We start from the raw sequence: 25,393 nt of genomic DNA, 5'->3' as shown, positions 1-25,393 counted from the left end.
GGATTTAAAATATAAAAATAATTTAACAAACCCAGAAGTGAAAGCAAACGAAAGATTTTTACCTTGCATTAGAATTTCCTTACGTGTACAAATAAAACCCTGTGAAAACAAATTTACAAATAATAAACATATAAGGGCACTATCATGGGCGATCTAAACCGCAGACGATTTCTTCAATCAATGGCCGCAATTGCAGCAACCAGCGCAGCGTTAGGTTGTGCCTCCACAACCAATGCCAACTCAATGCTAAAGACAGCAACACAAGGGCGTTCAACACTTGGCTTAACAGTATCTAAAATGGATGTAGTAAGAGTCGGCTTTATTGGTGTTGGTGAGCGGGGTGTTGGTGCCGTTAAACATTTTTGCCATTTAGACGGTGTTGAAATCAAAGCAATTTGCGACACCCATCAGGCCGTTGTAGACCGAGCAGTAAAAATAGTTGTCGATAAGGGCTTTAAAAAGCCAGATACCTACGGCAAAAACGATCATGATTACCTTCGTATGTTAGAGCGCCAAGATATTGATATTGTGATAATTTCAACCCCATGGAAATGGCATACTCCTATGGCAGTAGCAACTATGGAAAGTGGCAAACATGCTTTTGTTGAAGTGCCTGCAGCGGTGACTGTTGAAGAAGCATGGCAACTGGTTAATACATCTGAGCGCACCCAGATGAATTGCATGATGTTGGAAAATGTTTGTTATGGCCGTGATGAACTCATGGTACTAAATATGGTTCGCCAAGGTGTTTTTGGTGAACTATTGCATGGTGAAGCGGCATATATCCACGAGTTACGCTGGCAAATGAAAGAAATTGATCATAAAACAGGTTCATGGCGTACTCCTTGGCATGCAGCTGTTGACGGTAATTTATACCCAACTCATGGTTTAGGTCCAGTTTCACAGTATATGAATATCAATCGTGGCGATCGGTTTGACTACATTACATCAATGAGCTCACCATCACTAGGACGTGCAGCATACGCTAAAAAGGAATTCCCAGCTGAGCATGGCCGTAACAAACTAAATTACATTGCCGGCGATATGAATACCAGCATCATTAAAACGGTTAAAGGCCGTAGCATTATGGTCCAACACGATACAACCACGCCACGCCCTTACTCTCGTCATAACTTAATTCAAGGTACTAATGGTGTATTTGCAGGTTTCCCTAACCGTATTGCCCTTGAGCAAGGGGGCAGTAAAAGCTACCACGAATGGGACTACGATATGGCTGATTGGTATAACAAATATGATCATCCACTTTGGCAAAAAATGGGCGCAGAAGCTGAGCGTAACGGTGGCCATGGTGGCATGGATTTTCTAATGTTTTGGCGCATTATTTTTTGCCTTCGCAACGGTGAGCCTCTTGATCAAGATGTGTATGACGCTGCAGCATGGTCAGCTGTATTTCCGCTTTCGGTTGAATCAGTTGCAGATCGCAGTAACAGTAAAGACTTTCCTGACTTCACTCGTGGACTTTGGCAACAAGCCAAACCACTTGGCATTATTTCGTAATTAACCCTCAAGGGTATTAGTGGGTAACCAAGCTAATGCCCTTAGCTCTAAATAAATTAATAAAAACAACCATCAACAAGTAAAATACAGGTAACTATTATGAAAACACAACTAAAACTGCCCACCCTTTTTTTATCCATGAGTGCCATTTTCAGTGGTTCAACATTGGCTGTTGAAGAAGATAAAGAAAAGGAAAAAGAAGCCGAAACCGAGCAAGTAGAAGTAATTGAAGTTAGAGGTGTTCGCTCGAGTATTAAGGAATCCCTGTATTTAAAACAACAAGCTGTTGGGGTTATGGATGCTATCGTTGCAGAAGATATTGGTAAGTTTCCCGATCAAAATATTGCAGAAGCACTGCAACGAATGACCGGCATTGCCATTACGCGTAACGGTGGCGAAGGGCAAAACGTTACGGTTCGGGGTTTAGGCGGAGACTACAATGTAACCACAGTCAATGGCCGGCGCATGGCTTCTGAGCACTCTAGTCGTAACTTTAACTTTGATTTGATTGCCCCAGAAATAGTGCAATCACTTGAAGTATATAAATCTCCACAAAGTAAAACGCAAGAAGGCGGGATTGGTTCAGTTATCAATATTAAAACCCGTAAGCCCCTAGATTTAGATGGCTTTACCTTATCTGGCAGCGCAAAAGGAATTTACGAAGAACGTACTGGGGACACCAACCCGCAAGCATCTTTTTTAATTAGCGACACATTTTTTGATGACACTTTTGGCGCGCTATTTACTGCCGTTTATTCTGAACGAACACAGCGTGCCGATTCGTATGAAGGTGAAGGTTTCTATGATCCTGACGAGAATGTGGATGTACGTATTCCCATTGATAGTAATGGTAACGGCAAACTTGAAGATAACGAGCAATCGCACCCATCGGTTATTCCTGGCTACGTCCGCTATTCAAACTGGCAAGATACTCGCGAACGACTTGGTGCAAGCTTAGCCTTGCAATGGCGCCCTTCAGACAGTGTAGACGTCAACTTTGATAGCATGTATTCACAGTACGAGACCAATGGCGAGCAATACCAAATTTCATTCGTAACTTTTGATGAATCACATACACCTGGGATCCCAGCAATTGGGGAAGTGAAGTTCAATGAAGACGGCAATGCAAATTATGTCGAGTTAGTCGATGGCGCTATGGCGGAGCTACTAAATGTTTCCGTACCGCGTAATACCGATACATGGCAGTGGGGCTTCAATACAGTTTGGTATGCCACTGATAACTTAACAGTTGATCTAGATATCTCACAGTCACAAGCTAAGAATGTAAGCAATGGTAATAACCGCTTTATTGTAGCTCGCGGCTTTGTCGATGGAATCACGATTGACCAAACAGGTAACAACATGCTGCCAGATGTCACCATGACACCAGCTTTAAGCGCCGAGCAGCCCTTTGGGGCACATTACAGCTATAATTATGGCACTGATGTAAAAGATAAGATTGAAGAAGTTCGACTTGCAGCAACGTATATCCCAACTTTTGAATTAGTCAAAGATATACAATTTGGTGTGCATTATGGCAAACAAACAAAAGAGCGCAGTGTTTATAAGTCTAAAAATGCTTCAATGTTTAGTAACGGTGGTGCGTATTTTAAAAACTCAGAATACCCTAGTTTTGATGACTCTAGCGTTGAGGAACTGGGTGGCTTGGATTTATTTCGCTTACCTGCCGATGTATTAGTGCCTGCAAACTTTGATAACTTTTTAGATGGTGAACCTGGTAAACACCCTGATCCATGGGCAAGTTTTGATTACGACAAACTTTATGCTTTTTATGAATCAATTAATCCACAAGCTGCACAAGATAAAATCACCGCTAAGAGTAGCCCAAATGATTCGTTTGCCTTAACAGAGCAAACTTTAGCAGCTTTTATCGAAACAAATCTGCAAGGTGACTTAGGCAAATTACCATTTGCACTTAACATGGGCGTAAGGGTTATACAAACTGATGTTTCTTCAGATGGCTATACTTTTGATGTTGAGAACGTTCGCTACAATGTAACTGAAAAAGATGGCGCATTGAGCTATCGTGTTGATGGCGAAATTGAAGATTACTACACTCGCTCTACCACAGAAGAAAGCTACACCGATGTGCTACCAAGTTTAAATTTTAAATTGAATTTACGTGATGATTTACTTTATCGCTTTAGTGCCGCAAAAGTGATCACGCGACCAAATTTAGACTATCTCTCACCTTATAGTTACTTAGATTTTAATAATGCTGAATACCATGCCTCAAATCCAGGTATAAAGCCACTGAGAGCCAACCAAATAGACAGCACCATTGAATGGTATTTCTCTGATTATGGCGCACTAACATTTGCAGCGTATTATAAAGACATAGAATCAGTAATCGCTCGCGGCCGTATAGGCACTGCGCAGGTAGGTAATTACTTTAAAGATGGTGTTGAAGTAGATGGTCCTGTTTTTACTAAAATATCACCGACATCAGAAAAAGGCGCGACTATTTTAGGCTTTGAAACCGCCTATCAACAATCATTTGACGACATTTTACCTGCACCATTTGATGGTTTAGGAGTACAAATAAACTACACATTCACAGACAGTAGTTATGATGATGAAGAACTAAACGATCTACCGTTTGTTGGTATGTCTGAGCACTCATATAATGCTGTTGTTTACTATGAAAAAGAAGCATTTCAAACACGTATTGCTTATAACTGGCGCGACGATTATTTAGTTTACCCTGATGCTTGGGGTGGCCCTGAATGGGCAGCTGACTATGGTCAATATGATTTTAGTGCCAGCTACAATATTAGCGAAAAAATACGTTTAGATTTAAGCGTCACTAATTTAACTAATGAAAGACAATGGTCATATGTGAAAAACGAAGAACAGATCCGTCGTTTAGCACGTTATGGACGCTCAGTAAGCCTTGGTTTTTCAGCATCATTTTAAGCTTATACCCACTTATATTAGCGCCGTTTGTCGGCGCTTTTTATGGAGCTCGCTATGAGAGTATTACTATTTATTGGTTCATTATTATGGACTTCATTTGCAGTGGCAAACCAAACCACAGATTACTTTATTCCTAGTTACGGTAATAGTGCTACTAGCCATAGTATCTCAGTAAATAAAAAACTGATTAGTGATGCGGGGATCACGCACTGGCAAGACTCAACAATACCCGTCAATCACTACTTTTACCTGTCAACAAAAGCCACCTTTAATTTAAAGTTGCGCGTAAAAGTTACAGGTGAACAAAGCCAGCTGAAAGTCGATTTCAATCAACAGAGTCAGTTAATTACGCTAACTAATCAACATTTTAAAGATATCGACCTTGGTGAGTTTATGCCAGAACAAATCGGATACCAACAATTGCAACTTAGGGGTATAGCTAAAACAGCAGACACCTTTGCTGATATTCAAGGGCTAATTATCACGCTAGATAAAGAGTCGCCAGCACCTTTATATGTAAAGGATGATATTTATTGGGGACGTCGCGGTCCATCTGTACATTTAAACTACCCAATAAACGATACTTCAAAAAGCTATCAATGGTTTTACTCAGAACTCACGGTACCACAAGGGTATGATCCTCAAGGAGCCTATTTTATGGCCAATGGTTTTGCTGAGGGTTACTTTGGTATACAGGTTAACTCTGAAACCGAGCGCAGAGTTTTGTTTTCAGTTTGGAGTCCATTTCAAACGGATGATCCAACTGCGATACCAAATAATATGCGTATTCAACTGCTAGCAAAGGGTAAAAATGTTTACACTGGTAAATTTGGTAATGAAGGCTCGGGTGGACAAAGTTATTTGATCTTTCCATGGCAAGCTGACCAAACGTATCGCTTTTTATTGAAAGTGAACCCAACTGAAAGCCTTAATAATAAAACCGACTATAGCGCATATTTTTATGATCCTATCACTGAAAAGTGGCTCTTCATCGCTGCTTTCAGGCGCCCTAATACCAATACATATATAGCAAGGCCACATAGTTTTTTAGAAAATTTTATCCCAGATGCGGGGCAATTCGAGCGTAAAGCGTTATACGGTAATCAGTGGCTCAGAGATACTGAAGGAAAATGGCATGCACTTACTAAAGCACGTTTTACCTATGATGCAACTGCCGCTAAACAATCTAGAATGGATTACCAAGGCGGCACTCACAATGGGCAATTTTACTTACGTAATACTGGATTCTTCACTGGTCCTACCAAATTGCAAAGCCAGTTTGAGCGCATGACAACCGCTGAACCTGATATTGATTTGAGTGCACTGCCAAAACACTAATCCATTTTATAACAGCGCTCTGGTCGGCCAATGCTACCATAGCTTTGGTCGGCACTCACTTGTTCAGCTTCAAGTAAATATTCCAGATAACGCCTTGCTGTAGAACGACTCACTCCCACTAGATCACCCATTTGCTGAGCTGTGAAAGGTGTTTTTTTGTTCGCATTGAAAGCATCTATAATTTTTCGTAATGTGAGTTGATCAACCCCTTTGGGTAACCGAGCGGGTGCTTTACTTTGCTCGTTTGAGCCAAATAACGTATCGACCATAGACTGCGTTACCTCGTTAGCATCTGACAAACATTGATGACGTGCTTCGAAGCGCGCTAGAGCTTGATCCAAGCGATTTAACATTAACGGTTTCACTAAAAAATCACATGCACCTAGTTGAATTGCCTTTTCAAGAGTTTCGACTTCTTTTGCAGCGGTCAGTAACATCACATCACTTTTAATTGCCCGTGCACGTAATTCTGTTAATAAATCTAAACCATTACCATCCGGTAAGTGAATATCTAATAATATTAAATCAGGCTCTATCGCCTTTAACAGTGCATCCGCAGTAGCAAGGTTCGCTGCAATACCAACAACTTGATACTGCCCTTGACGTAACCCCTGCCTCGCCACTTGGTTTCCCGCTCCACCATTAGGTAACAGTAAGTATTGTGCCAATAATTGCGCAACTTCGATTTCATCTTCAATAATGATCACTGAATATGTCATTTTACTATCACTCTTATATTTTTCATTTTGGAATATAAACGCTTAGTCGAGCGCCTTTTAGGTCTGATTCACCAATTTCTAAACTACCACCGCATGAATCTAAATTGGTTTTAACTAAGTACAAACCTACGCCATGTTCAGCCCCGGATTTTGAGCTATATTGCGGAGTAAATATCACTTCATGATCACTACCTAAACCCATACCGCTGTCTTCAACATCAAATAATAACGTTTTACTTGTTTCATCAACCGTAACGCGCACATGGGGTTTACGTAGCTCTGCAGCCCTAATTGCCGCATCAATCGCATTATCAATCAAGTTACCTAAAATTGACACTACTCGTTCAATCATGTCTTTATGGGTAATTTCACTCAGTAAGCTATCTGGGTTCAGCTCAAGAATTACATTTAGTTCTCGCGCTTTATGATATTTGCCAACCAATAGTCCTGCTAGTACAGGATCTTGAATACGCTCCAGCAAATGATGTATTTGCGCTTGTGAGCCTTGGCTTTCTTGACCTATTAATTCAATTGCTTTATCGGTTTCACCCATTTGGATCAAAGCACCAATTAAATTAAGTTTATTTGAATAATCATGAGTTTGCACGCGTAATAATTCAGCAAACGCTTGAACTTTAGTGAGCTGTTGGCTCATATATTCAAGCTCATCAGCAGGGCGCAAAGTCAATAAAATACCATTATTTTGACCTTGTACTTGCAATGAAAAACGAGATAAAACAAGCCGTTTATCAGCCGCAAACAGCTCAAAGCCAACCATTTTACGGCGTTGATTACGTAATAAAAAGTCAGCATGTTCTGGCAGTAAATCACTGAGCAATAAATCTTGCTCAGTGTAAGCTGTCGGTTTATCTAAAATTTCGCACGCGCGCTGCGTTAATTTACGCACTCGGCCATCAGGATCAAGAGCTATAACACCACTGCGCATAGTGTTTAAAATTGCGTCTTGCTCTGAAAATAGCCTTGCGATTTCATCAGGCTGCAAACCAAAAATAGCATTACGAACACGTTGGCCAATAAACACGGCGGCTAAAATACTCAGTACAACTAATAGCAGGCCCCAAGCGACTATTTCAACAATACGCGCCTGAATCAAAGGCTCCACTGACTGAACTAAAAAGCCAACCGAGACTAAACCAATAATATTTTGTTGTTCATCGTATACAGGTACTTTTCCTCGAATCGACTCTCCCAAACTACCCTGCGCTAAAGATATATAGCGCTCTCCGCGCAACGCAGCTTGGCTATCACCACCGACCATAGGTTGGCCGAGTTTATTACGATCTGGGTGCGCAATTCGATGGGCATTTTTATCACCAATAACAATAAAATCTGCGTCAGTAAGCTGACGCAGATTTTCTATTTTTTGATTGATTGCTACTAAATTGCTAGGTTCTTGTAAAGCCAGAGCCACATCTTTACTGGATGCAATACTAGTAGCAACAGCTAATGCTTTATCGCCAATGTGATTGTGCAAGCTTTGCGCTGTAATTTGATACACCAAACCGCCAAATAATATTGCTTGTAGTACGCATAATCCTGTCACCCAAATTATTAATCGCGTTTCTAAGCGCTTAGGTGTCTTAACCATGCTTTGCAATGGATTTTGCTTTTTGGTGTACTTCATACTTAACCTTAATTATTAGGCATTTTCGCTTTAAGCTCAGCTTTATCAGCACGGCGCTGCGTTATAAAGTCTTTTAACGGGAATAATAATACTAAGATTGAGATAACAAAAATACTCAATGTCAGTGGGCGCTCCCATAAAAAGCTTAGCGAACCATCTGATAGCATCATCGAACGACGGAAGTTGCGTTCAATCATATCACCTAAAATAAAGCCTAGTAGTAAAGGAGCCATTGGGAAAGCGAGAATCCTTAACACCAAAGCCACCAGCGCAAAACCAACCATCATAAATAAATCAAACGTATTAAATGAGACTAAATAAACCCCAATTAAACTAAAGAATAAGATCATGATAGTAAGCACTGATTTAGGCATCGCCAATACTTTTGCAAAGTAAGGGATCAGTGGCAAGTTCAAGATAAGCAGCACAATGTTACCAAAATACATACTAACAATCACAGCCCAAAATACGCTTGGGTTTTCTTCCATCAACATTGGGCCAGGCTGAATGCCATAAGCAATTAATGCACCCAACATAATAGCAGTAGTACCAGAACCTGGAATACCTAATGTTAATAATGGCACAAAAGAGCCTGTGCAAGCTGCATTGTTAGCTGACTCTGGCGCAGCTAAACCACGCAATGAACCTTTGCCAAATTTATCTTTTAATGCTTTTGGGGCTAAGTTTCGCTCGGTTGCATACGCCATAAAGCTCGCAATTGTCGCCCCAGCGCCAGGGAGTACACCAACAATAAAACCAAGGAGAGAAGATCGGCCAACAGTTGGTGCCATCTCTTTAATTTCTTCTTTACTTAATTTGGTTGAACCAATTTGCGGAGTGTCAGAGTCATTAATACTTTTCACTTCTTTTTTCTCAGGGCGAACAACATTAATCAATGCCTCAGCGAGTGCAAACGTTGCCATTGCGACTAATAAAAAGCTAATACCATCGAGTAAATCTGCTTGACCAAAGGTAAAACGCTCTGTGCCAGACGATGGATCAATACCCACTGTTGCAAGCATTAAACCAAATACAGTCATCATCATGGCTTTTAAAAATTGCCCTTTATTAGAAAATGCAGCAATCGCAGTCAAACCTAAAAACATCAATACAACGTAATCCGGTGACTGAAAGCTTAACGATACTTTTGCTAACAGCGGCGCTGCAACCATGAGTAAAATTGCGCCTATTGTGCCACCTATAAAGGAAGAATAAGCAGCGATAGCCAATGCTTTACCAGCATGCCCTTGCTTAGCTAATGGGTAGCCATCAAAAGAGGAGGCTACCGTGCCTGCAACACCTGGTGCATTGATTAATATTGATGATGTTGAGCCACCAAAAATAGCACCGTAGTAAACCCCAGCCATTAAGATCATGCCTGAGTCGGCGCCGATACTATAAGTAATTGGGATCATTAACGCGATAGCAGTAATAGGACCAAGGCCTGGTAGCATGCCGATAAAGGTACCAACAAAGCAACCGACAATAACGTACAACAAATTATTCCAGTCGAGCACGGTCGACAAACCTAGCATAATTCCATCAAACATAACTTAACTCCACAGATCACCAGGAACCAAATAAATACCGAGCACTTGGGTCATTAAAAACCAAAAAACCACGGCAACAGGAATAGATGCAAACAATAAAATCTTTTTACGTCGTTCACCCATCACAAAAAAACCAACTAATAAAAAAGCACTCGTAGAAATTAAGAAACCAATTGGCTCTAATGCCGCACTATATAAAACCATCAGCACTAGCAAGGCGAAAGTGCGAAGCACATCATCCTTCTCTAAGCGCTGTGCTAACTCAGCGGTTTGCTCTTTAGGTTTTAATAAAGTCGCCCCAATCGATAGCAGGCAGACGACAATGCCAAAAGCAGCGTAAACCTTGGGCAACGTTGCCGAGGTCACCGTCTCATATTCTTCAAAAGGAAGAAGTGGAATTTGCCATGCAACAATGGCGTATAAGGTAAATAGCGCCAAGAATAAACTTGGCCCTAGTAATTCACGGTTTAACATCATTAGCCCCGATTAACGTAATGTACGAATAAAGCCGAGTTCTTCCATAACGACTTTAAGCTGTGCTTCTTGCTGCTCAAGTGACTTTATAAATTGATCTTTCTCTTGAAACAGGTTTAACCACCCATTACGAGCTCGTACGGCTTCCCATTCAGGGGTAGTTTGTAGCTTGCGTAATTTTTCGGTGTACTGCGCTAGTTTCTCTGCGGGTAAATTAGGGGCTGCAAAAAAGCCACGCCAGTTAACAAATTCCATGTCGTAGCCCAATGACTTAAGTGTTGGGATTTGTGGATAATCAGGGAGCGTTTTCCCTGAAGTCACTGCCAAAATACGAGCTTGACCACCATTAGCCACTTCTAGTGCCTCACTCAAGCCTGTAGAGAGCAAGTTAACTTCGCCTGATAATAGCCCCGCTTTGGCTTTGCCACCTGCATCGTAAGGAATATAGCGTAAACGTCGCCCGTCAAGGCCTGCTGACTTAACCGCTTGAGCTGCAACTAAATGATCCATACTGCCACGAGCCGAACCACCCGCAACTTTTACCGAGCCTGGGTCTTTTTTCATTGCAGCAATCACATCCTGCCACGTTTTGTAAGGTGAGTCGTTTCGCACAACAAACGCACCATAATCGGCGATCATGCTGGCAACTGGTGTTAAATCTCGATAACTGTAAGGAATTTTCCCTGATAATGCGCGCAACACGATGGGTGTTGAGTTAACCATAAGGATATCGCCTTTTTTAGTGCCTGACTCAATCAAATAAGCTATCGCACGACCACCGCCGCCACCTGACATATTTTGAAAAGACGCATTATCTTCAATGCCAGCTTTGACCAAGCCTTCGCCAACACCACGTGCCGTCGTGTCCCAACCGCCCCCAGGGCCACCTGGCACTAAAAAGTGAATATCTGCCATCGCAAATGGGCTGCTTAGTACCAGCGAAGCTGCCAGCACTGTAGTTTTAAATGATTTAAACGTTTTTGTAAGTAACTTCATGTTTTATGCCCCTTAAAATAAGTACTGAATACGCGCAGCTAAGCCTAAGCCATCATCTTCATTACCTACTAAGTCATCAGCACCAGGGCCTTCAACTTCAGAGTAAACAAGATTAGCCATAAACTTAATTTGTGAAGAGTAGTAATAGTTAGCACCCGCAGTATAGGTAGTTACTTCAGTACCTTGTGATTCAGACGTTGCATCTGCGCCACTAAAGCGAGCAACCAGCTCCCAGGCATTTTTCACCCCTTTAGGTTGAGAAAACACCGCGCTGCCTTTTGAGTATTTCTTTTGTGAACCATCTAAAAAGTAGCTTGCAGTTACGGCATAGGCATCAAAACGTTCCCCATTTAATGCAGAACTATTTTCTAACGTGTCGATTTCTCGGGTTGCATACTCAGCTTCGACACTGAAGCCTTTGTTTTGATATGCCGCTTCAAGGCCTACTTGTTCAAAGCTATTTAAACGAACTAACTCTCCGCCTGCAGCATAATTAAGTAATCGCGTGTTCGTACTACGTACTTCACCACGCGCAAGTGCACCGGTTAAAACCCGGCCACCCATATCACGTTTTGAGTACCAACTACCTAGATGCAATACACCGTCATCTAAATCTTGTTGCCATGTTAAACGCCCTGTCAGTGATAGAGCGAGCGAACCATCATCGTCATTATGGCCATTGGCTCCAAACGCTTCATTTTTATAAACACCAACGGCATAACGAAAGCCTGTGTCTTTAAAATATTGGTATACCGATGTACCCCACTGAAAGTAAGGCGATACGTTATCTGCAAGCGAGCTACGCTCAATCGTGGCAATATGCTTAGAGCTGGTTAATGCGTTTAAAGAAATGTCTTCACGCAGCTTACCCATCTGTACTTTTAAACCATTGCCAAAACCACTGTAGCGTAAACGTGCCATCACAATTTCACCCGTATTTTCGGCAAAATCGAGTAGTAACTTGTTATCCCAGTCACTATGCTCACTTTCAACATACAAGCGAGCACGGCGTACAAATAAATCACTTGCCGCCTCACCTGAGCGGTTAGGACCTGCATTATAGGCACCGTCAAAATGGTTATAGTCCACTTGTAAGCGGCCACCAAATTCAAGGTTAAAAGCTTTATTACCTTTCATTGAATCAACTTCTTTTTGTAGCTCATCCAGTTGCTGTTGTAATTTTTCAGTATCGTTGGCGGCTAATGCTGAAGTACTTGCTAAAGCGGCTGCAATGGCCAAAGCCAGTTGTGTGTTACTTGCTTTCATTATTTTCTCCACACCTGTGTATGATTTTGTTGTCGTTAGATGAGCGACTGCACACTGCCATCTGTCTTCGAGCATAGTGTTAACGTGAAATTAACGAAATGTTTAGAAGTTAAGCTGCATTGATCGATCTAAAAACGATTAAAATCATAAAGTGCATGAGCTTTATGAGCACAATAAATTAACGCGCAGAGTTTAATGGTAAGTGGTTGATTTGTTATTTGGTTATACAAGTGGGTTCAAAGCGATAAAGGAGCATGTTTTATACATATATAAAACATGCAGCAGTACTTTTTACATAGAAGGTAATTTCGGTAAGTGCCCTATATTATTAATCAACATTCATGATTTTTACACGCTCGCTAACAACAAGCTTACCTGCCGTTTTAGCTTTTATTTCTTCAATTGACACACCCGGTGCGCACTCTAAAAGGTGAAATGCACCATCTCTAATTTCTAGCAGAGCCAAATCGGTGATCACTTTATTAATACACGCTACACCAGTCAGTGGTAGGCTGCATTCTCGCAGCAATTTAGATTCTCCATGTTTGTTTGCATGGGTCATGGTGCAAATAATATTTTTAGCCCCTGCGACTAAATCCATTGCACCGCCCATGCCTTTGACTAGCTTATTAGGGATCATCCAGCTGGCAATATTGCCGTTTTGATCGACTTCAAACGCACCTAATACAGTTAAGTCCACATGACCACCGCGGATCATGGCAAAACTCTCTGCAGAGTTAAAAATGGCAGCACCTTTAGCCGCTGTGACGGTTTCTTTTCCGGCGTTGATCATATCTGCATCGACTTGCGCTTCACTTGGATATGGCCCCATACCTAGCAAGCCATTTTCCGATTGCAGCATTACCTCAATGTCCTCAGAGACATAATTCGCCACTAGTGTAGGTATTCCAATTCCTAAATTAACGTAGTAGCCATCTTGTAACTCCATCGCTACGCGTTTTGCTATTTGCTCTCGTGTTAACGCCATTATTTACTCCTTAAAGCTTTGCCGCTTGCGTAGTGACTTTTTCGATGCGCTTTTCAAACTCACCTTTTATTACTCTATCGATATAGATACCTGGGGTATGGATTTGACTGGGTTCAAGCTCTCCAGATTCTACGATTTCTTCAACTTCCAGTACGGTAATTTTCCCTGCGGTGGCGGCCATGGGGTTAAAGTTCATCGCCGTATGGCGGTAAATGCAATTACCGTAGCGGTCAGCCTTCCACGCTTTAACAATGGCAAAATCTCCAGTAATACTCGGCTCTAGTAAATAATCACGGCCATTAATGTTTCGGGTTTCTTTGCCATTAGCCACAGGGGTACCCACTCCAGTTGCGGTATAAAAGGCAGGTATACCCGCCCCACCGGCACGCATTTTTTCGGCTAAGGTGCCTTGTGGAGTTAGCTCTACTTCGAGCTCACCACTTAATAATTGCTGCTCAAATAACGCGTTTTCACCCACATAAGAGGCGACCATTTTGCTAATTTGTTTATCTTCTAGCAGTACTCCGAGGCCAAAGCCATCAACCCCACAGTTATTTGATACGACGGTTAAATCTCGCGTGCACTGGCGCTTAATTTGTGCAATAAGCCCTTCAGGAATCCCACATAAACCAAAGCCACCAGCAATCACCGTCATGCCATCTGTAAGACCCGCCATGGCCTCATCGTAACTAGCTACTACTTTATCAAAACCTGCCATAATACCCCCTATTGTGCTGTCCAACCGCCATCTATCGCTATTGCTTGTGCGGTAATATTACGTGCCGCATCTGCCATTAAAAACGCGACGGTATGATGTATTTCATCCAAACCAATAAAGGCTTTTTTAGGCATGGGTGCAAGCATAATAGTATCGATGACTTGCTGCTCTGATAGGCCATGCTCTTTAGCTTGTGATGCAATTTGTTGTTCAACTAACGGCGTTTTTACGTACGCAGGGCATACCGTATTAATGGTAATATTGGCATCCCCTGTTTCCAGCGCCATGGTTTTAGCAAAGCCAATTAAGCCATGCTTGGCAGCAATATAAGCTGACTTATATTTAGACGCGACCATCGCATGGATAGAGCCAATATTAATAATACGGCCAAAATTTTGCTCTCGCATACGCGGTAACACCGCTTTGGTCATCATCGCTGGCCCAACTAACATCACTTGTTGTAAAAGCTGCCATTTATCAGCCGGGAAATCCTCAAGCTTGGCTACATGCTGAATACCGGCATTATTAATCAATACATCAATCGGCCGTTTAAACTCATTAAAAAATATTTCAATTGCATCACTATCAGCCACATTCAGTGCAAAGCCTTGTGCATTCCCATCTTGCTCAATGATTTTAGCTGCAGCTTGTTCGGCGCTGTGTTGATGTAAATCAGTGACGATAATGTAATGACCAGCCTTGGCTAGTTGCTCAGCAATATAAAAACCAATACCACTGGCAGCCCCAGTAATTAATACCGTTTTACTCATGCGGTTGCTCCTTTAAAAAGTCACTGATAAGCTCAGCCTTTGGTGAGATAGAAAAAATACCATCTAAATGTCCCCAACCGCCTTCAATCTCTGAAATTTCAACCTCTTTTCCAGCTGTTTTCATCGCGCTATATACTGTGCGCATGTTTTCAGGACGAAGTAATAAATCGTTTGTTGCAGGCAGCAATAAGGTTTTTGCTTTCACGTTTTTCAGTGCATTGGTTAAGTCACCTTGCATACCCGCGGTAAAAAGCTGTGATGCACGCACTAAATACAACACGTGATTAGCATCTTGGGTTTTCGCGCGTGCCATAGCCCGTGTTGCTAATGTTTGGCTAAGCTGAGGCAAGGTGCGAATATCATTCAACGCTCCTTGATCAAGCACATTAAAGTTCGGGAAGCTGGCGTTATAAATAATCGGATGCATGGCATCTTGCGTAATGTTCAGCATGGTTGCCGCCAAACCATCTAGCGGGCGCTCTTTGTTGTAATAATTACCTTGCTGCCAATTTTTATCTAACCGAATGGGTAATGCCCATTTTTCAAGGGCCGCTACCGTCCACGCATCCATAGTTGCAGCACCGATCACATGAATAAGTCGCTCAACCTGATCGGGGTAACGCACCGCCCACTCAAGCGCCTGGAATGACCCCATTGATGCGCCCATCACTGCGTGTAACTTTTTGATGCCTAAGCTATCGAGCAACCGTTTTTGCACATTTACAAAGTCAGTAATTGTCACTACAGGAAAGTCGAGCCCGTAAGGTTTTTTAGTAGCAGGATTGATTGAAGCAGGGCCCGTTGTAATTACGTTCGGATCATGCCAGTTTGCATTTACTAAAGTGTCAGAGCTAATCACAAAGTATTTATTAGTATCAATGGCTTTGCCAGGGCCTATAATTGCATCCCAATACCCAGGCAAAGCGTCATCAGCGTTGTATTTACCCGCCGCATGAGACGTGCCAGAAAAATAATGAGTGATTAAAATCACATTATCTTTGGCTTTATTCAGCGTGCCGTAGCTTTCCCAACCAATATCAACCTGCGGTAAAGTCTTACCAGACACAGTGGTAAAATCTTTGCTGGTAAAATGTTGTTTCTCCACCAGCATGGACGCAGCTTTGTCTGCACTAAATACGGCGCTACTATAAAATAAAAGCAATCCGATGATTATGAATGTTGTTTTCATTGCCCTTCCTTAAAAAGTTATAAATAGACCTAATGCCAACGCGACACCAATAAGCGGGATAACCACAGTTAATGCTGCCAGTGGCCAATAAGCCCGTTGGTGCGTTTCATTACAGATAGCCCGTATGGTGGTAACGACATATCCATTGTGGGGTAAACTATCCAGTGCGCCGGAGCTAATCGCCACGACACGGTGCAATTGTTCAGGGTTGACACCCATATCCAAATAACCTGGGGCAACAAGCGGTAGCGCAATGGCTTGGCCACCCGATGCAGAGCCCGTTAAGCCTGCAATAACGCTCACCGCCACCGCTGCGCCGACTAATTCATTACCTGGTACCTGAGTCATTAGATCAACAGCCGCAATAAACGCCGGCGACACTTTAGCCACTGCACCAAACCCCACCACGGCGGCTGTATTGCCAATGGCGACCAAAGCGCCGGTGGTGCCCACATTGATGGCATTAGACATGTTATGAAAGTATTTAAAGTTGATGATTACAATGCTTAATACCCCACCGAGTAGCGCCACTATCAAAGCCGTTTGCTGTAAAATATCGTGCAACATAAATGATAAAAGTAACACCACTATAAGCGGGATAACCCCCGTAATAGGATGCGGTCGTTCACGTTCTAAGATCACCGGATCATCATCACGGGCAGCAAATCGCTCCCCATTTGAAACGGCCTTTTTAATCATTTTGTTAAGCCAAACGTAACCCACAATCGCCATAAAAATAGCCACTACTAGGCTGACTTCCCATGCTGCATAAGGTGATGTCCCTAGATGCTTAACCGGTATCCAGTTCTGAATCTCAGGTGAGCCCGCCGAAGTCATAGTGAATGTCACCGAGCCAAATGCCAAGGTCGCAGGAATAAAACGCCGAGGTAAATCGGCATCTTTAAATAAACTAAGCGCCATCGGATAAACCGAAAACGCCACAATAAACACGCTAACGCCACCGTAAGTCAGTACGGCACAGGCAATGACCACTGCGAGCACCGCATGTTTCATGCCTAGCTTGCCAACAATATAGCTTGCTACGCTATCTGCCGCACCGGTGTCTTCCATAAATTTACCGAATAGCGATCCGAGTAAGAACATAAAAAACCATGCACTTAAAAACCCAGCAAAACCGTCCATATAAGCAGAGATAAAATTACTCTCTGCCGAGACTGGAAATATAGCCATCCCACTACTTAATGCCACTAGCAGTGCGCAAATTGGCGCAGCAATAAACAAGTTAACGCCACGCAACGTTAATATAATCAGCAGTATTAAACCGCCTAACAGCCCTATCATGCTCAGCATAAACATTCCTATAATTATTGTTATTACACAGATGAGGTGACATCGCAGTAATTGAATTTAGTCTTACGTTAAAACAGTAAAAATGACATAGCACTAAGGTACTACACCATTTAAATTTGGCTTAAAAGCCAGTTAAGTCAAGGCATTGAGAGCGTATAGCACTATGGTACTAATTCCTTTTTTGTAACTATCTTCTACATTAGATGCAGGTGACATGAGCAATGAAACAATCAACAAAGACAACAAAAACAGGAACACACCATGATTAAGCTCAATCAAAAAATCACACCGGTTACCCTCGCCGTTTCACTGGCGCTATTTAGTGGCAACAACATTGCCGCCGAGCAAACCACTCAAGCCAAAGGTGAATTAGAACGTATTGAAGTAACCGCGCGTAAAACCGTAGAGAACTTACAAGAAGTCCCTGTGGCAGTGACCTCTATCGGGGCACAAGAGTTGGCCGAAAACGGCATTAGCGTTATGACTGAGGTACAACAGTTTTCACCAAATACCACGTTGCAAGCAAGCCGCGGTACCAATTCAACCATTACGGCATTCATTCGAGGGGTCGGTCAACAAGACCCGCTTTGGGGTTACGAGCCTGGCGTTGGTATTTATATCGATGACGTTTATTTAGCGCGCCCGCAAGGTGCGGTACTGGATTTACTGGACGTACAACAAATTGAAGTACTGCGCGGGCCACAAGGCACGCTATATGGTAAAAATACCATTGGTGGGGCAATTAAGTACGTGACCAAAGAGATGAGTGGTGATGCTACACTCAATGTGCAAGGCACTGTAGGAAGCTACAACCAAAAAGACTTAAAAATAACCGGGCAACTGCCACTGATAGATGAAAAACTCTATGTTGGCTTTGGTTTTGCTACCTTAAACCGTGACGGTTTTGGTGAGTTTTTAACGTCTGCACTTGATAATCAAGACCGTGAAAACTACAACAAAAACGTTACCGCCGCACGCGTAACGTTAGAATATACACCCACTGACGATTTATTTTTTAAACTCGCGTGGGACAAAACTGAAGATGAGTCAAACGCCAAAGGCGGTTATCGCTTATTACCCAGCTTACTAACCGATGCCCCCGTCCCTGATAGCGTATACGACTCTTATACCAGCTTGCCAACATGGAACAAAGTCGAGCTTGAAGGCTATAGCTTAACCGCGCGCTGGGATATGAGTAACAACACCAGCTTAAAGTACATTGGTTCAAGCCGTGAAAGCTACTCGCCAACAAATATTGATTTTGATAATACCTCTATCCGTATTTTTGACGTACCCGCTATTTATGATGATGAGCAAACTACACACGAATTACAGCTTAACCATCAAGGGGATAACTATAAGTTCGTATCAGGGTTGTATTATTACGATGGTGAATCGTGTGGTCAGTTTGAAGCTATCTTAGAAGAACTCGGTAAAAGCTTAGCAGCACCAGGTCTTACCCGCGAAGTAAGTGGGTGCAGCAACTCCACTAGTAAAGCAGCCTACATTCAAGGGAGTTATGATTTTGATGATAAGTGGTCGATGACTTTAGGTGCGCGCTATACCCAAGACAGTAAAGAAGCCCAAGTCAATAACGGCCTTATATTTGATACCGTTTACCCTGAATCAGGTTGGGTACCGGGCTATGTTCGCCCTGAAGGTCAATTAGTACCCACAGTACTGGATGACAGCGAAGACTGGTCACGTTTTACACCACGCGCTGGGGTTGAGTATCAATACAGCAAGGACATTATGTTCTTTGCAAGTTACGCACAAGGTTTTAAATCAGGCACCTTCAACCCGCGTGCAACCACCGCTGAACCTGCTGCAAAACCTGAAATAGTAGACTCATTTGAACTGGGTATGAAAAGCGAATGGAACAATAACCTACGCGCCAATGTGACGCTTTTCACACTTGATCACCAAGACCGCCAATACATCTCTGTACTACCAGGTGACAACGCCGCCGATTTAAATCAGCGCTTAGGTAACATTGGTGAATCGACCTCAGATGGAATAGAGATAGAGCTAAGCTATGTTGCTACAGAAGCACTGAGCTTCGATGCATCAATTGGTTATATCGACAGTAGTTTTGATAACGTCATTGATACAAACCCTGAAACTGGCGAAACCTTCGATAAATCAGATCGTTTTAGTGTATCCAACACGCCAGATCTCACCTTTAATTTAGGGGCAACGTACCGTATGTATACCGACATGGGCGACTTTGTTATGAACGGTAACTACTATTACCGAGGTGATTACGCACTCTTTGAAGAAGATAGCCTGCTCACGCAAGATGCCTATGGGTTACTGAATATAGGTATCACATGGTACAGCACTGACGGCCATTGGAGTGCCGGATTATACGGTAAAAACCTCACTGATGAGGAGTATATGATCGGCGGCTATCAATTTGTTGCCCCTGATCCAAGTGATCCTAGCGATACCAGTAAATATACGCCAGGCCTTGGTGGTGATAACACCTTAATCAGCTATTACGGCGACCCTCGCACAGTGTCACTCACTGTGGGCTATCGTTTCTAAGCTGGTGTTTAAAGGTTTGCCTGATATTTCCCTAGCAGGTAAACCTTGTTTCAATATAAAAAATCACTTATAACATAACGTGTTGGAGTATTAGGAATGTCTTTCGCTGTGAACACAATAATTGCCGATGATCACCCACTATTTAGAAGCGCATTGCGCCAAGCGGCTGCAACCTGTGTGCCTGAAGAACATATAAAAGAAACCAGCGATATCGATGGTTTATTCACTTTACTCAAAAATCACCCGGAAACTGAACTCATTTTTTTAGATTTAACCATTCCCGGTGCCAATGGCTTACAAGCACTGTCGCAACTGCGAAACCGCCACCCTGATATAGTTGTTATTATGGTATCAGCCAACGAAACCCCCACTATAATCAAACAAGCCATGAGCTTAGGTGCCGCGGGATATATCCCAAAATCATCATCCTTGGATGTCATAAGCGAAGCCATTAGCCATGTTCTTAACGGTGATACCTGGCTGCCACTCGACATTGATTTAACCGATGTAGTCGTCAATGATGAACAAAGCAGTTTTGCCCGCAACCTTGAAAAACTCACCCCGCAACAATACCGTGTTTTAGCCATGATTGCTGATGGCCTGTTGAATAAACAAATCGCATTTGAAATGTCGATTCAAGAAACCACTATCAAACAACATGTATCCGCTATTTTGCGCAAACTCAACGTGTATAACCGCACCCAAGCTGGCATTTTATTTAACCAGCTATCTCAAATAGGCAAAGCAGTAGAAGGCTAGCAAACCAGCAAACAGCTATCCCAGTTTCAACTTAACAATCCCATTTACGGGAAAACCCTCTTCAGAAAAAAAACAAAAATAAAATAAAATCAGCCGTTTAAACTTTGGCATATTCCTCGCTACCGTGTTTATTAATTAAAATATAATGAAACACAGCCAATGGATTTAGATAGCACTTTAAAGACGAGTAAAAAACCAAATCAGCGTAAAAAGCTCATTGCTGCAGCCTTAATTGTTAGCATCATAATTTTTATATGGCTGGTGCAATCTTGGCTTGCCCCTACAACAATTTCTGCCAGCCAATTACAGATTGCCAGCGTGACACAAGCTGATTTTGTTGTAAAAGTTAAAGGCTTTGGTCGATTAAAATCAAAATATCAGCGCTACTTAACCAATACCGATGTCGCTATGGTCGAGGCTATTCATGTGTATCCAGGTACACGTGTTAGCAAAGACACGGTTATTTTAAGCCTTGTTAATCCACTGCAAGCCCAGCGTTTATCGGTCGCAAGACTGGAGCTTGCACGGCAACAAGCCAGCTTTAGCGAACAAAAAATTAACCAAAAGAGTCAGTTATTGGAGCGCGAAGCTAACCTAACTCTTTTACAGAGTGAGCTTGAAAGCGCCCAGCTAAGAAGCGAAGCCGAGAGTCAATTAATCGAACAAGGCATTGTTTCAAGTCTTGATTACAAACGCAGCTTACTGAGCGTAAAACAACTTAAGCAGCGCGTTGAGATTGAACAAAAACGCCTTGCGCAATTAGCGCAAATGCACCTACAGCGTAGTAAGGTGCAACAAGAGCTGTTACGCCAATTTGAATTAAACTACAAAGTACAACAACAAGCTTTTGACGACCTACAAATTACAGCGGGCATTGATGGCATGCTGCAAGAGCTCAACGTAGAACTAGGTCAAAACCTCACACCAGGCACTCGTTTAGCTGTGGTGGGTTCTGATTGCGCACTCAAAGCAGAGCTCAGTATTAAACAAAGTGACGCTGAAAAAATCGCACTCAATATGCCAGCCCGCGTAAATACCTTTAGCAACTCAAAGCGGGGCGAAGTGACAGCTAAAGTGACCCGAATTGATCCCATCGTGAGTGATGGTCGGGTAATGATTGAGCTCGACCTTATTGGTGAATTACCTGCCAATGCACGCCCCGACCTAAGCATTGAAGGCCATGTTATAAGCAATGTAATAGCGAATGCACTGACCATTAAATTACCGCAAAAAGCAAAAGCTCATTCAAAAGCGATGCTTTTTAAACTTAACCCCAACACTCATTTAGCTGCCCCGATAAATATTGAATTTGGTACACTCAGTGATAATAAAATTCAACTTCTAGATGGCGCTAAGGTGGGCGAACAGCTGATCATTTCAGACCTTTCTAAATGGCAGCATTTGGCAACTATAAAAATAGAACAGGAAAGTTTATGAACACCAATACACTTATCTCATTAAAAAATATCGCCAAGGTTTATCGCAGCCAAAATGTTGAAACCTATGCCTTAAAAAATATCGACCTGACTATTAATGAAGGTGATTATATTTGTATTAGCGGCCCATCGGGCTGCGGAAAATCGACCTTGCTGTCGCTATTAGGTTTACTTGATAGCCCAACAGGTGGTCAATATGCCATTAAAAATGTCGATACCAAAACCCTTGATATGGACCAACAAGCCGAGCTACGTAATTTACACATTGGCTTTATTTTTCAGTCATTTAATTTAATCGATGAGCTATCAGTATTTGATAACGTCGCCCTGCCGCTTACTTATCGCGAGCCTGCGATGAGCCAAGCAGATATTAACAGTGCAGTAAAACATGCCCTTGATGAAGTTGAAATGGGCCACCGCGTACAACATAAGCCCAACCAGCTCTCTGGTGGCCAACAACAGCGTATTGCTATTGCTCGTGCACTTGCCGGAAACCCCAGCATTTTATTGGTCGATGAGCCAACGGGTAACCTTGACTCTAAAAACGGCGATGCAGTGATGGACCTACTCGATGCACTTAATCAAAAAGGCACCACCATTTGCATGGTAACCCATGATTTACGTTATGCCGGGCGGGCAAAAACTCAGCTAAAACTACTCGATGGCGAAATTGTCTCTTACTCGCACGCGAGCAAAAACCAAGCGGCACCAACAGCCAACTTAACAACAGACGGTGCTGAGGTCGTTTAATATGAGCCGTTTAACTAAAACACGTAGCCAACTGCGCTTAGCATGGGCATCACTGATGAATGCACCAGGATTTGTCACCGCCGTTGTTTCAACACTCGCACTGACTTTAGCGGCATTATTTGTTGTATTGAGTTTAGTGAATAGTTACTTTTTAAAACCGCTCGATGTATTTGATGAGAACCGCATGGTGGTGGTTGAGCAAAGCCTCACTTATGATGATTATGATGCGGTTGGCTTTCAAAGTTATCAATCCATGGTGCACTGGATTAAGAACAATCAAAGTTTTGAGCAGGCATTTATGATGAATGCCGCTGAAAATATTTTTTTAAACTTAGACGGTCAACCAAAAAAAGATGTGCTGTATGTAGGTGGTGAATACTTTGAACTCCTTCATACTCCTTTTTTACTTGGACGTGGCTTTAAAAAGGGCGAAACCTTAGAGGAAGTTGATAATAGTGTAGTCATTTCAGAGAAGTTCTGGAAAGAGCATTTTAATAGTGACCCGAATGTAATTGGTAAACCCTTAAAAACAGCCAGTGAAATTGAAGGTGATGGGCATATTATAACCGGTGTCGTAGCGGCTAATTTCAGCCCACCCTACATGATTAAAGCGGGCTCTGTTGATGTTTGGTATCCAAGCAGTGCCGATCGTCGATTTTTTCATAACGATGACTGGCAAAGCCCATGGACTAACACCTTTAGAAATCTCAAGTTAATAGCAGTATTAAAGCCTGGAGTCACTACTTCGCAAGTAAAAACCGACTTAAAAGCCCAAATTGATACCATAAAATCTGAGTGGCTGAACAATGGTGGTATTACAGATGTGAACCCCGTTGTCACGCCTTACCGTGAAGTAGAACTAGGTAACAACGATGATTTAAGCTTAATGATGCTCGCTGGTGCGTTAGGGCTACTCGTCATTGCTGTACTAAACGTCAGTACCTTATTCTTTTCTCGAGCGTTAGCGCAACATAAAACCTTAGCTTTACAAGCTGTGCTGGGCGCAAAACGTAAAAAATTATTTAACAGCATTTTACTACAGTCGCTTATATTGATGAGTATTTCGGTCAGTATTGCGCTGTTTTTGTCAGTCTGGGGAATTAGGCTATTTAAAGTGCTTGCTGAAGGCCGCTTACCATTAGTGAATAGCCTAGCTGTAGATATCAACTTGGTACTTATCGCCATAGTGATGTGTATTGCTTTAGCGTACATTTTCTCAATCATCACAGCGTATTTAATTAATTATAAAACCCTCAACCAGCAAATGCAGAACAGCGGTAAAGGCGGTGTTTCGCAAGTATCAGGGCGTACTGTTCGTTTATTAATTGGCGTGCAAATGTTTGTAGCCGCTTTACTGGTTAGCTTCTCGGTCATGGTAGTGAGTAAATCCTTAGAGACCATCAACCGCCCTTTAGGCAGCGATACTGAAAACCTGTATTTTGCACAGTTATTTCAAGTTAATAACGACGCAACACTAGCCGAGCGCTACGAGCAAATTAAGCAGTATCAAAAAGTATTGCAAAACAGTGAAGGCATTAAAGATGTCGCACTTGGGCAAAGCCCAGTATCCGCAAGGCAAAATGCCAACACCCTGACCGACGTTGAAGGTAAAAGCTCCATCTTCTTCCCCAGCCAATGGGTCGGGCCTGATTACTTTGATTTAGTGCACACAAAAATACTCGCAGGGCGTACTTTTAGCGAACAAGCTATGCGAGGGGAAACAAATGAACTTTTGGTATCTATTAGTGTGGCTAAATGGTTATTACCTGATCAAGAATACACAGACATTATCGGTAAAAGCTACAAAGGCCTTGAAGATAAAATGTTTGAGATTGTCGGCATAACTGAAGATTTTAACCACCCTAAATATTATGATGAATCATTTGGTCGGCACATGTGGTGGCCAGCACAACCTTGGAGTTATATGTTTGTTATTGAAACAGAACCCAGTGTTGAGCTTACTAGCAAGCAAGTTTTGAATTTATTAAGAAAAGCCAATAGTCACCTAACCTTATGGCAATTTAGAGACTTACAGCAAGAGTACGATGGTTTGCTGTATATGAGCCACCTTACATTAGTATTGTGTTGTACGTTGGCGCTTTTTACTCTATTACTCGCTGCAATAGGTATATTTGGAGTACTTAGCTACAACTTAGGCCTACGTCGGTATGAATTTGGTATTCGTATGGCGCTAGGGGCTAAAAAAGCACGCTTATTTAAACTTATGAGCAAAGAAGCCGTACTCCCTGTGTTAATCGGTTTTATTTTAGCGCTGAGTGTAATGATAGCCGGCTACCATAGCCTGCAAGAACAGCTTGTATCTTGGTTAATTTTAGACGTGCGCTTGCAATTAATGGCATGGTTTATCACTTTGATTATTGCAATGTTCGCCTGCTTTAGGCCACTATTGCTATTAATTAAAGCCAAACCGATGGCTGCACTTCGTAACGAATAATAATGATAAGGGTGGCCCAAACAGGGC

The 25,393-nt window shown here is 42.4% G+C and carries 19 protein-coding genes; 8 read left to right on the top strand and 11 right to left on the bottom strand.

Going from position 1 to position 25,393, the window contains the following annotated elements; all coding sequences use genetic code 11:
- Nucleotides 1-144: 144 nt before the first annotated feature.
- From QMA12_RS09965 to QMA12_RS09955, 3 genes are all read left to right on the top strand, one after another.
- Nucleotides 145-1,518, top strand: a complete 1,374-nt coding sequence (locus QMA12_RS09965; RefSeq protein ID WP_087531302.1) for a Gfo/Idh/MocA family oxidoreductase — start codon at nucleotides 145-147, stop codon at nucleotides 1,516-1,518.
- A gap of 99 nt (nucleotides 1,519-1,617) precedes the next feature.
- Entirely contained in the window at nucleotides 1,618-4,455 is a 2,838-nt protein-coding gene (locus QMA12_RS09960) for a TonB-dependent receptor (RefSeq protein ID WP_087531303.1), read from the top strand.
- 54 nt (nucleotides 4,456-4,509) lie between these two features.
- The gene (locus QMA12_RS09955; RefSeq protein WP_087531404.1) at nucleotides 4,510-5,793 is read left to right on the top strand and encodes a DUF3472 domain-containing protein; all 1,284 of its coding nucleotides are present in this window, start codon (nucleotides 4,510-4,512) and stop codon (nucleotides 5,791-5,793) included.
- Here QMA12_RS09955 and QMA12_RS09950 read toward each other — a convergent pair.
- The 11 genes from QMA12_RS09950 to QMA12_RS09900 all read right to left on the bottom strand — a co-directional run bounded on the left by QMA12_RS09950 (nucleotide 5,790) and on the right by QMA12_RS09900 (nucleotide 17,419).
- Entirely contained in the window at nucleotides 5,790-6,512 is a 723-nt protein-coding gene (locus QMA12_RS09950; protein ID WP_087531304.1) for a response regulator, read from the bottom strand. The genes QMA12_RS09955 and QMA12_RS09950 overlap by 4 nt on opposite strands.
- A 22-nt stretch (nucleotides 6,513-6,534) precedes the next feature.
- Nucleotides 6,535-8,157, bottom strand: coding sequence for a sensor histidine kinase (locus tag QMA12_RS09945; RefSeq protein ID WP_290209970.1), 1,623 nt, complete (start codon nucleotides 8,155-8,157; stop codon nucleotides 6,535-6,537).
- A gap of 8 nt (nucleotides 8,158-8,165) precedes the next feature.
- Nucleotides 8,166-9,707, bottom strand: a complete 1,542-nt coding sequence (locus tag QMA12_RS09940; RefSeq protein WP_290209968.1) for a tripartite tricarboxylate transporter permease — start codon at nucleotides 9,705-9,707, stop codon at nucleotides 8,166-8,168.
- A gap of 3 nt (nucleotides 9,708-9,710) precedes the next feature.
- A complete protein-coding gene (locus QMA12_RS09935) occupies nucleotides 9,711-10,181 on the bottom strand; it encodes a tripartite tricarboxylate transporter TctB family protein (RefSeq protein ID WP_087531307.1) in 471 nt (156 codons plus the stop codon).
- 12 nt (nucleotides 10,182-10,193) lie between these two features.
- Nucleotides 10,194-11,096 (bottom strand): tripartite tricarboxylate transporter substrate-binding protein, encoded by a 903-nt coding sequence (locus QMA12_RS09930; RefSeq protein ID WP_254911136.1) that lies wholly within the window; start codon nucleotides 11,094-11,096, stop codon nucleotides 10,194-10,196.
- A 93-nt stretch (nucleotides 11,097-11,189) separates the two neighbouring features.
- Entirely contained in the window at nucleotides 11,190-12,443 is a 1,254-nt protein-coding gene (locus tag QMA12_RS09925; RefSeq protein ID WP_290209965.1) for a porin, read from the bottom strand.
- Nucleotides 12,444-12,771: 328 nt separating this feature from the next.
- Nucleotides 12,772-13,431, bottom strand: coding sequence for a CoA transferase subunit B (locus tag QMA12_RS09920; protein WP_290209964.1), 660 nt, complete (start codon nucleotides 13,429-13,431; stop codon nucleotides 12,772-12,774).
- A gap of 10 nt (nucleotides 13,432-13,441) precedes the next feature.
- Complete coding sequence (locus QMA12_RS09915) at nucleotides 13,442-14,149, bottom strand: CoA transferase subunit A (RefSeq protein WP_290209962.1); 708 nt, start codon at nucleotides 14,147-14,149, stop codon at nucleotides 13,442-13,444.
- Nucleotides 14,150-14,157: 8 nt separating this feature from the next.
- Nucleotides 14,158-14,919, bottom strand: coding sequence for a 3-hydroxybutyrate dehydrogenase (locus tag QMA12_RS09910; RefSeq protein ID WP_087531311.1), 762 nt, complete (start codon nucleotides 14,917-14,919; stop codon nucleotides 14,158-14,160).
- Nucleotides 14,912-16,108 carry a homoserine O-acetyltransferase gene (locus QMA12_RS09905; protein ID WP_087531312.1) on the bottom strand — a complete coding sequence of 399 codons (1,197 nt, stop codon included), beginning with the start codon at nucleotides 16,106-16,108 and terminating at the stop codon, nucleotides 14,912-14,914. The genes QMA12_RS09910 and QMA12_RS09905 overlap by 8 nt, the downstream gene beginning before the upstream one ends.
- Nucleotides 16,109-16,117: 9 nt before the next feature.
- Nucleotides 16,118-17,419, bottom strand: coding sequence for an SLC13 family permease (locus QMA12_RS09900; protein WP_290209959.1), 1,302 nt, complete (start codon nucleotides 17,417-17,419; stop codon nucleotides 16,118-16,120).
- 261 nt (nucleotides 17,420-17,680) lie between these two features.
- Between QMA12_RS09900 and QMA12_RS09895 the strand changes: the two genes are divergently transcribed.
- From QMA12_RS09895 to QMA12_RS09875, 5 genes are all read left to right on the top strand, one after another.
- On the top strand, nucleotides 17,681-19,966 hold the full coding sequence (locus QMA12_RS09895; RefSeq protein ID WP_290209958.1) for a TonB-dependent receptor: 2,286 nt from the start codon (nucleotides 17,681-17,683) through the stop codon (nucleotides 19,964-19,966).
- A gap of 96 nt (nucleotides 19,967-20,062) precedes the next feature.
- The gene (locus tag QMA12_RS09890; RefSeq protein ID WP_087531315.1) at nucleotides 20,063-20,725 is read left to right on the top strand and encodes a response regulator transcription factor; all 663 of its coding nucleotides are present in this window, start codon (nucleotides 20,063-20,065) and stop codon (nucleotides 20,723-20,725) included.
- 159 nt (nucleotides 20,726-20,884) lie between these two features.
- Entirely contained in the window at nucleotides 20,885-22,162 is a 1,278-nt protein-coding gene (locus QMA12_RS09885) for an HlyD family efflux transporter periplasmic adaptor subunit (protein ID WP_290209957.1), read from the top strand.
- Nucleotides 22,159-22,911, top strand: a complete 753-nt coding sequence (locus tag QMA12_RS09880; RefSeq protein WP_290209954.1) for an ABC transporter ATP-binding protein — start codon at nucleotides 22,159-22,161, stop codon at nucleotides 22,909-22,911. The genes QMA12_RS09885 and QMA12_RS09880 overlap by 4 nt, the downstream gene beginning before the upstream one ends.
- A 1-nt stretch (nucleotide 22,912) precedes the next feature.
- The gene (locus tag QMA12_RS09875; RefSeq protein WP_290209952.1) at nucleotides 22,913-25,366 is read left to right on the top strand and encodes an ABC transporter permease; all 2,454 of its coding nucleotides are present in this window, start codon (nucleotides 22,913-22,915) and stop codon (nucleotides 25,364-25,366) included.
- The last annotated feature ends 27 nt before the right edge of the window (nucleotides 25,367-25,393 follow it).

This window comes from Pseudoalteromonas sp. APC 3893 (assembly GCF_030408095.1).
In the GTDB taxonomy this organism is placed as follows: domain Bacteria; phylum Pseudomonadota; class Gammaproteobacteria; order Enterobacterales; family Alteromonadaceae; genus Pseudoalteromonas.
This window is presented reverse-complemented; position numbering and strand designations above follow the sequence as displayed.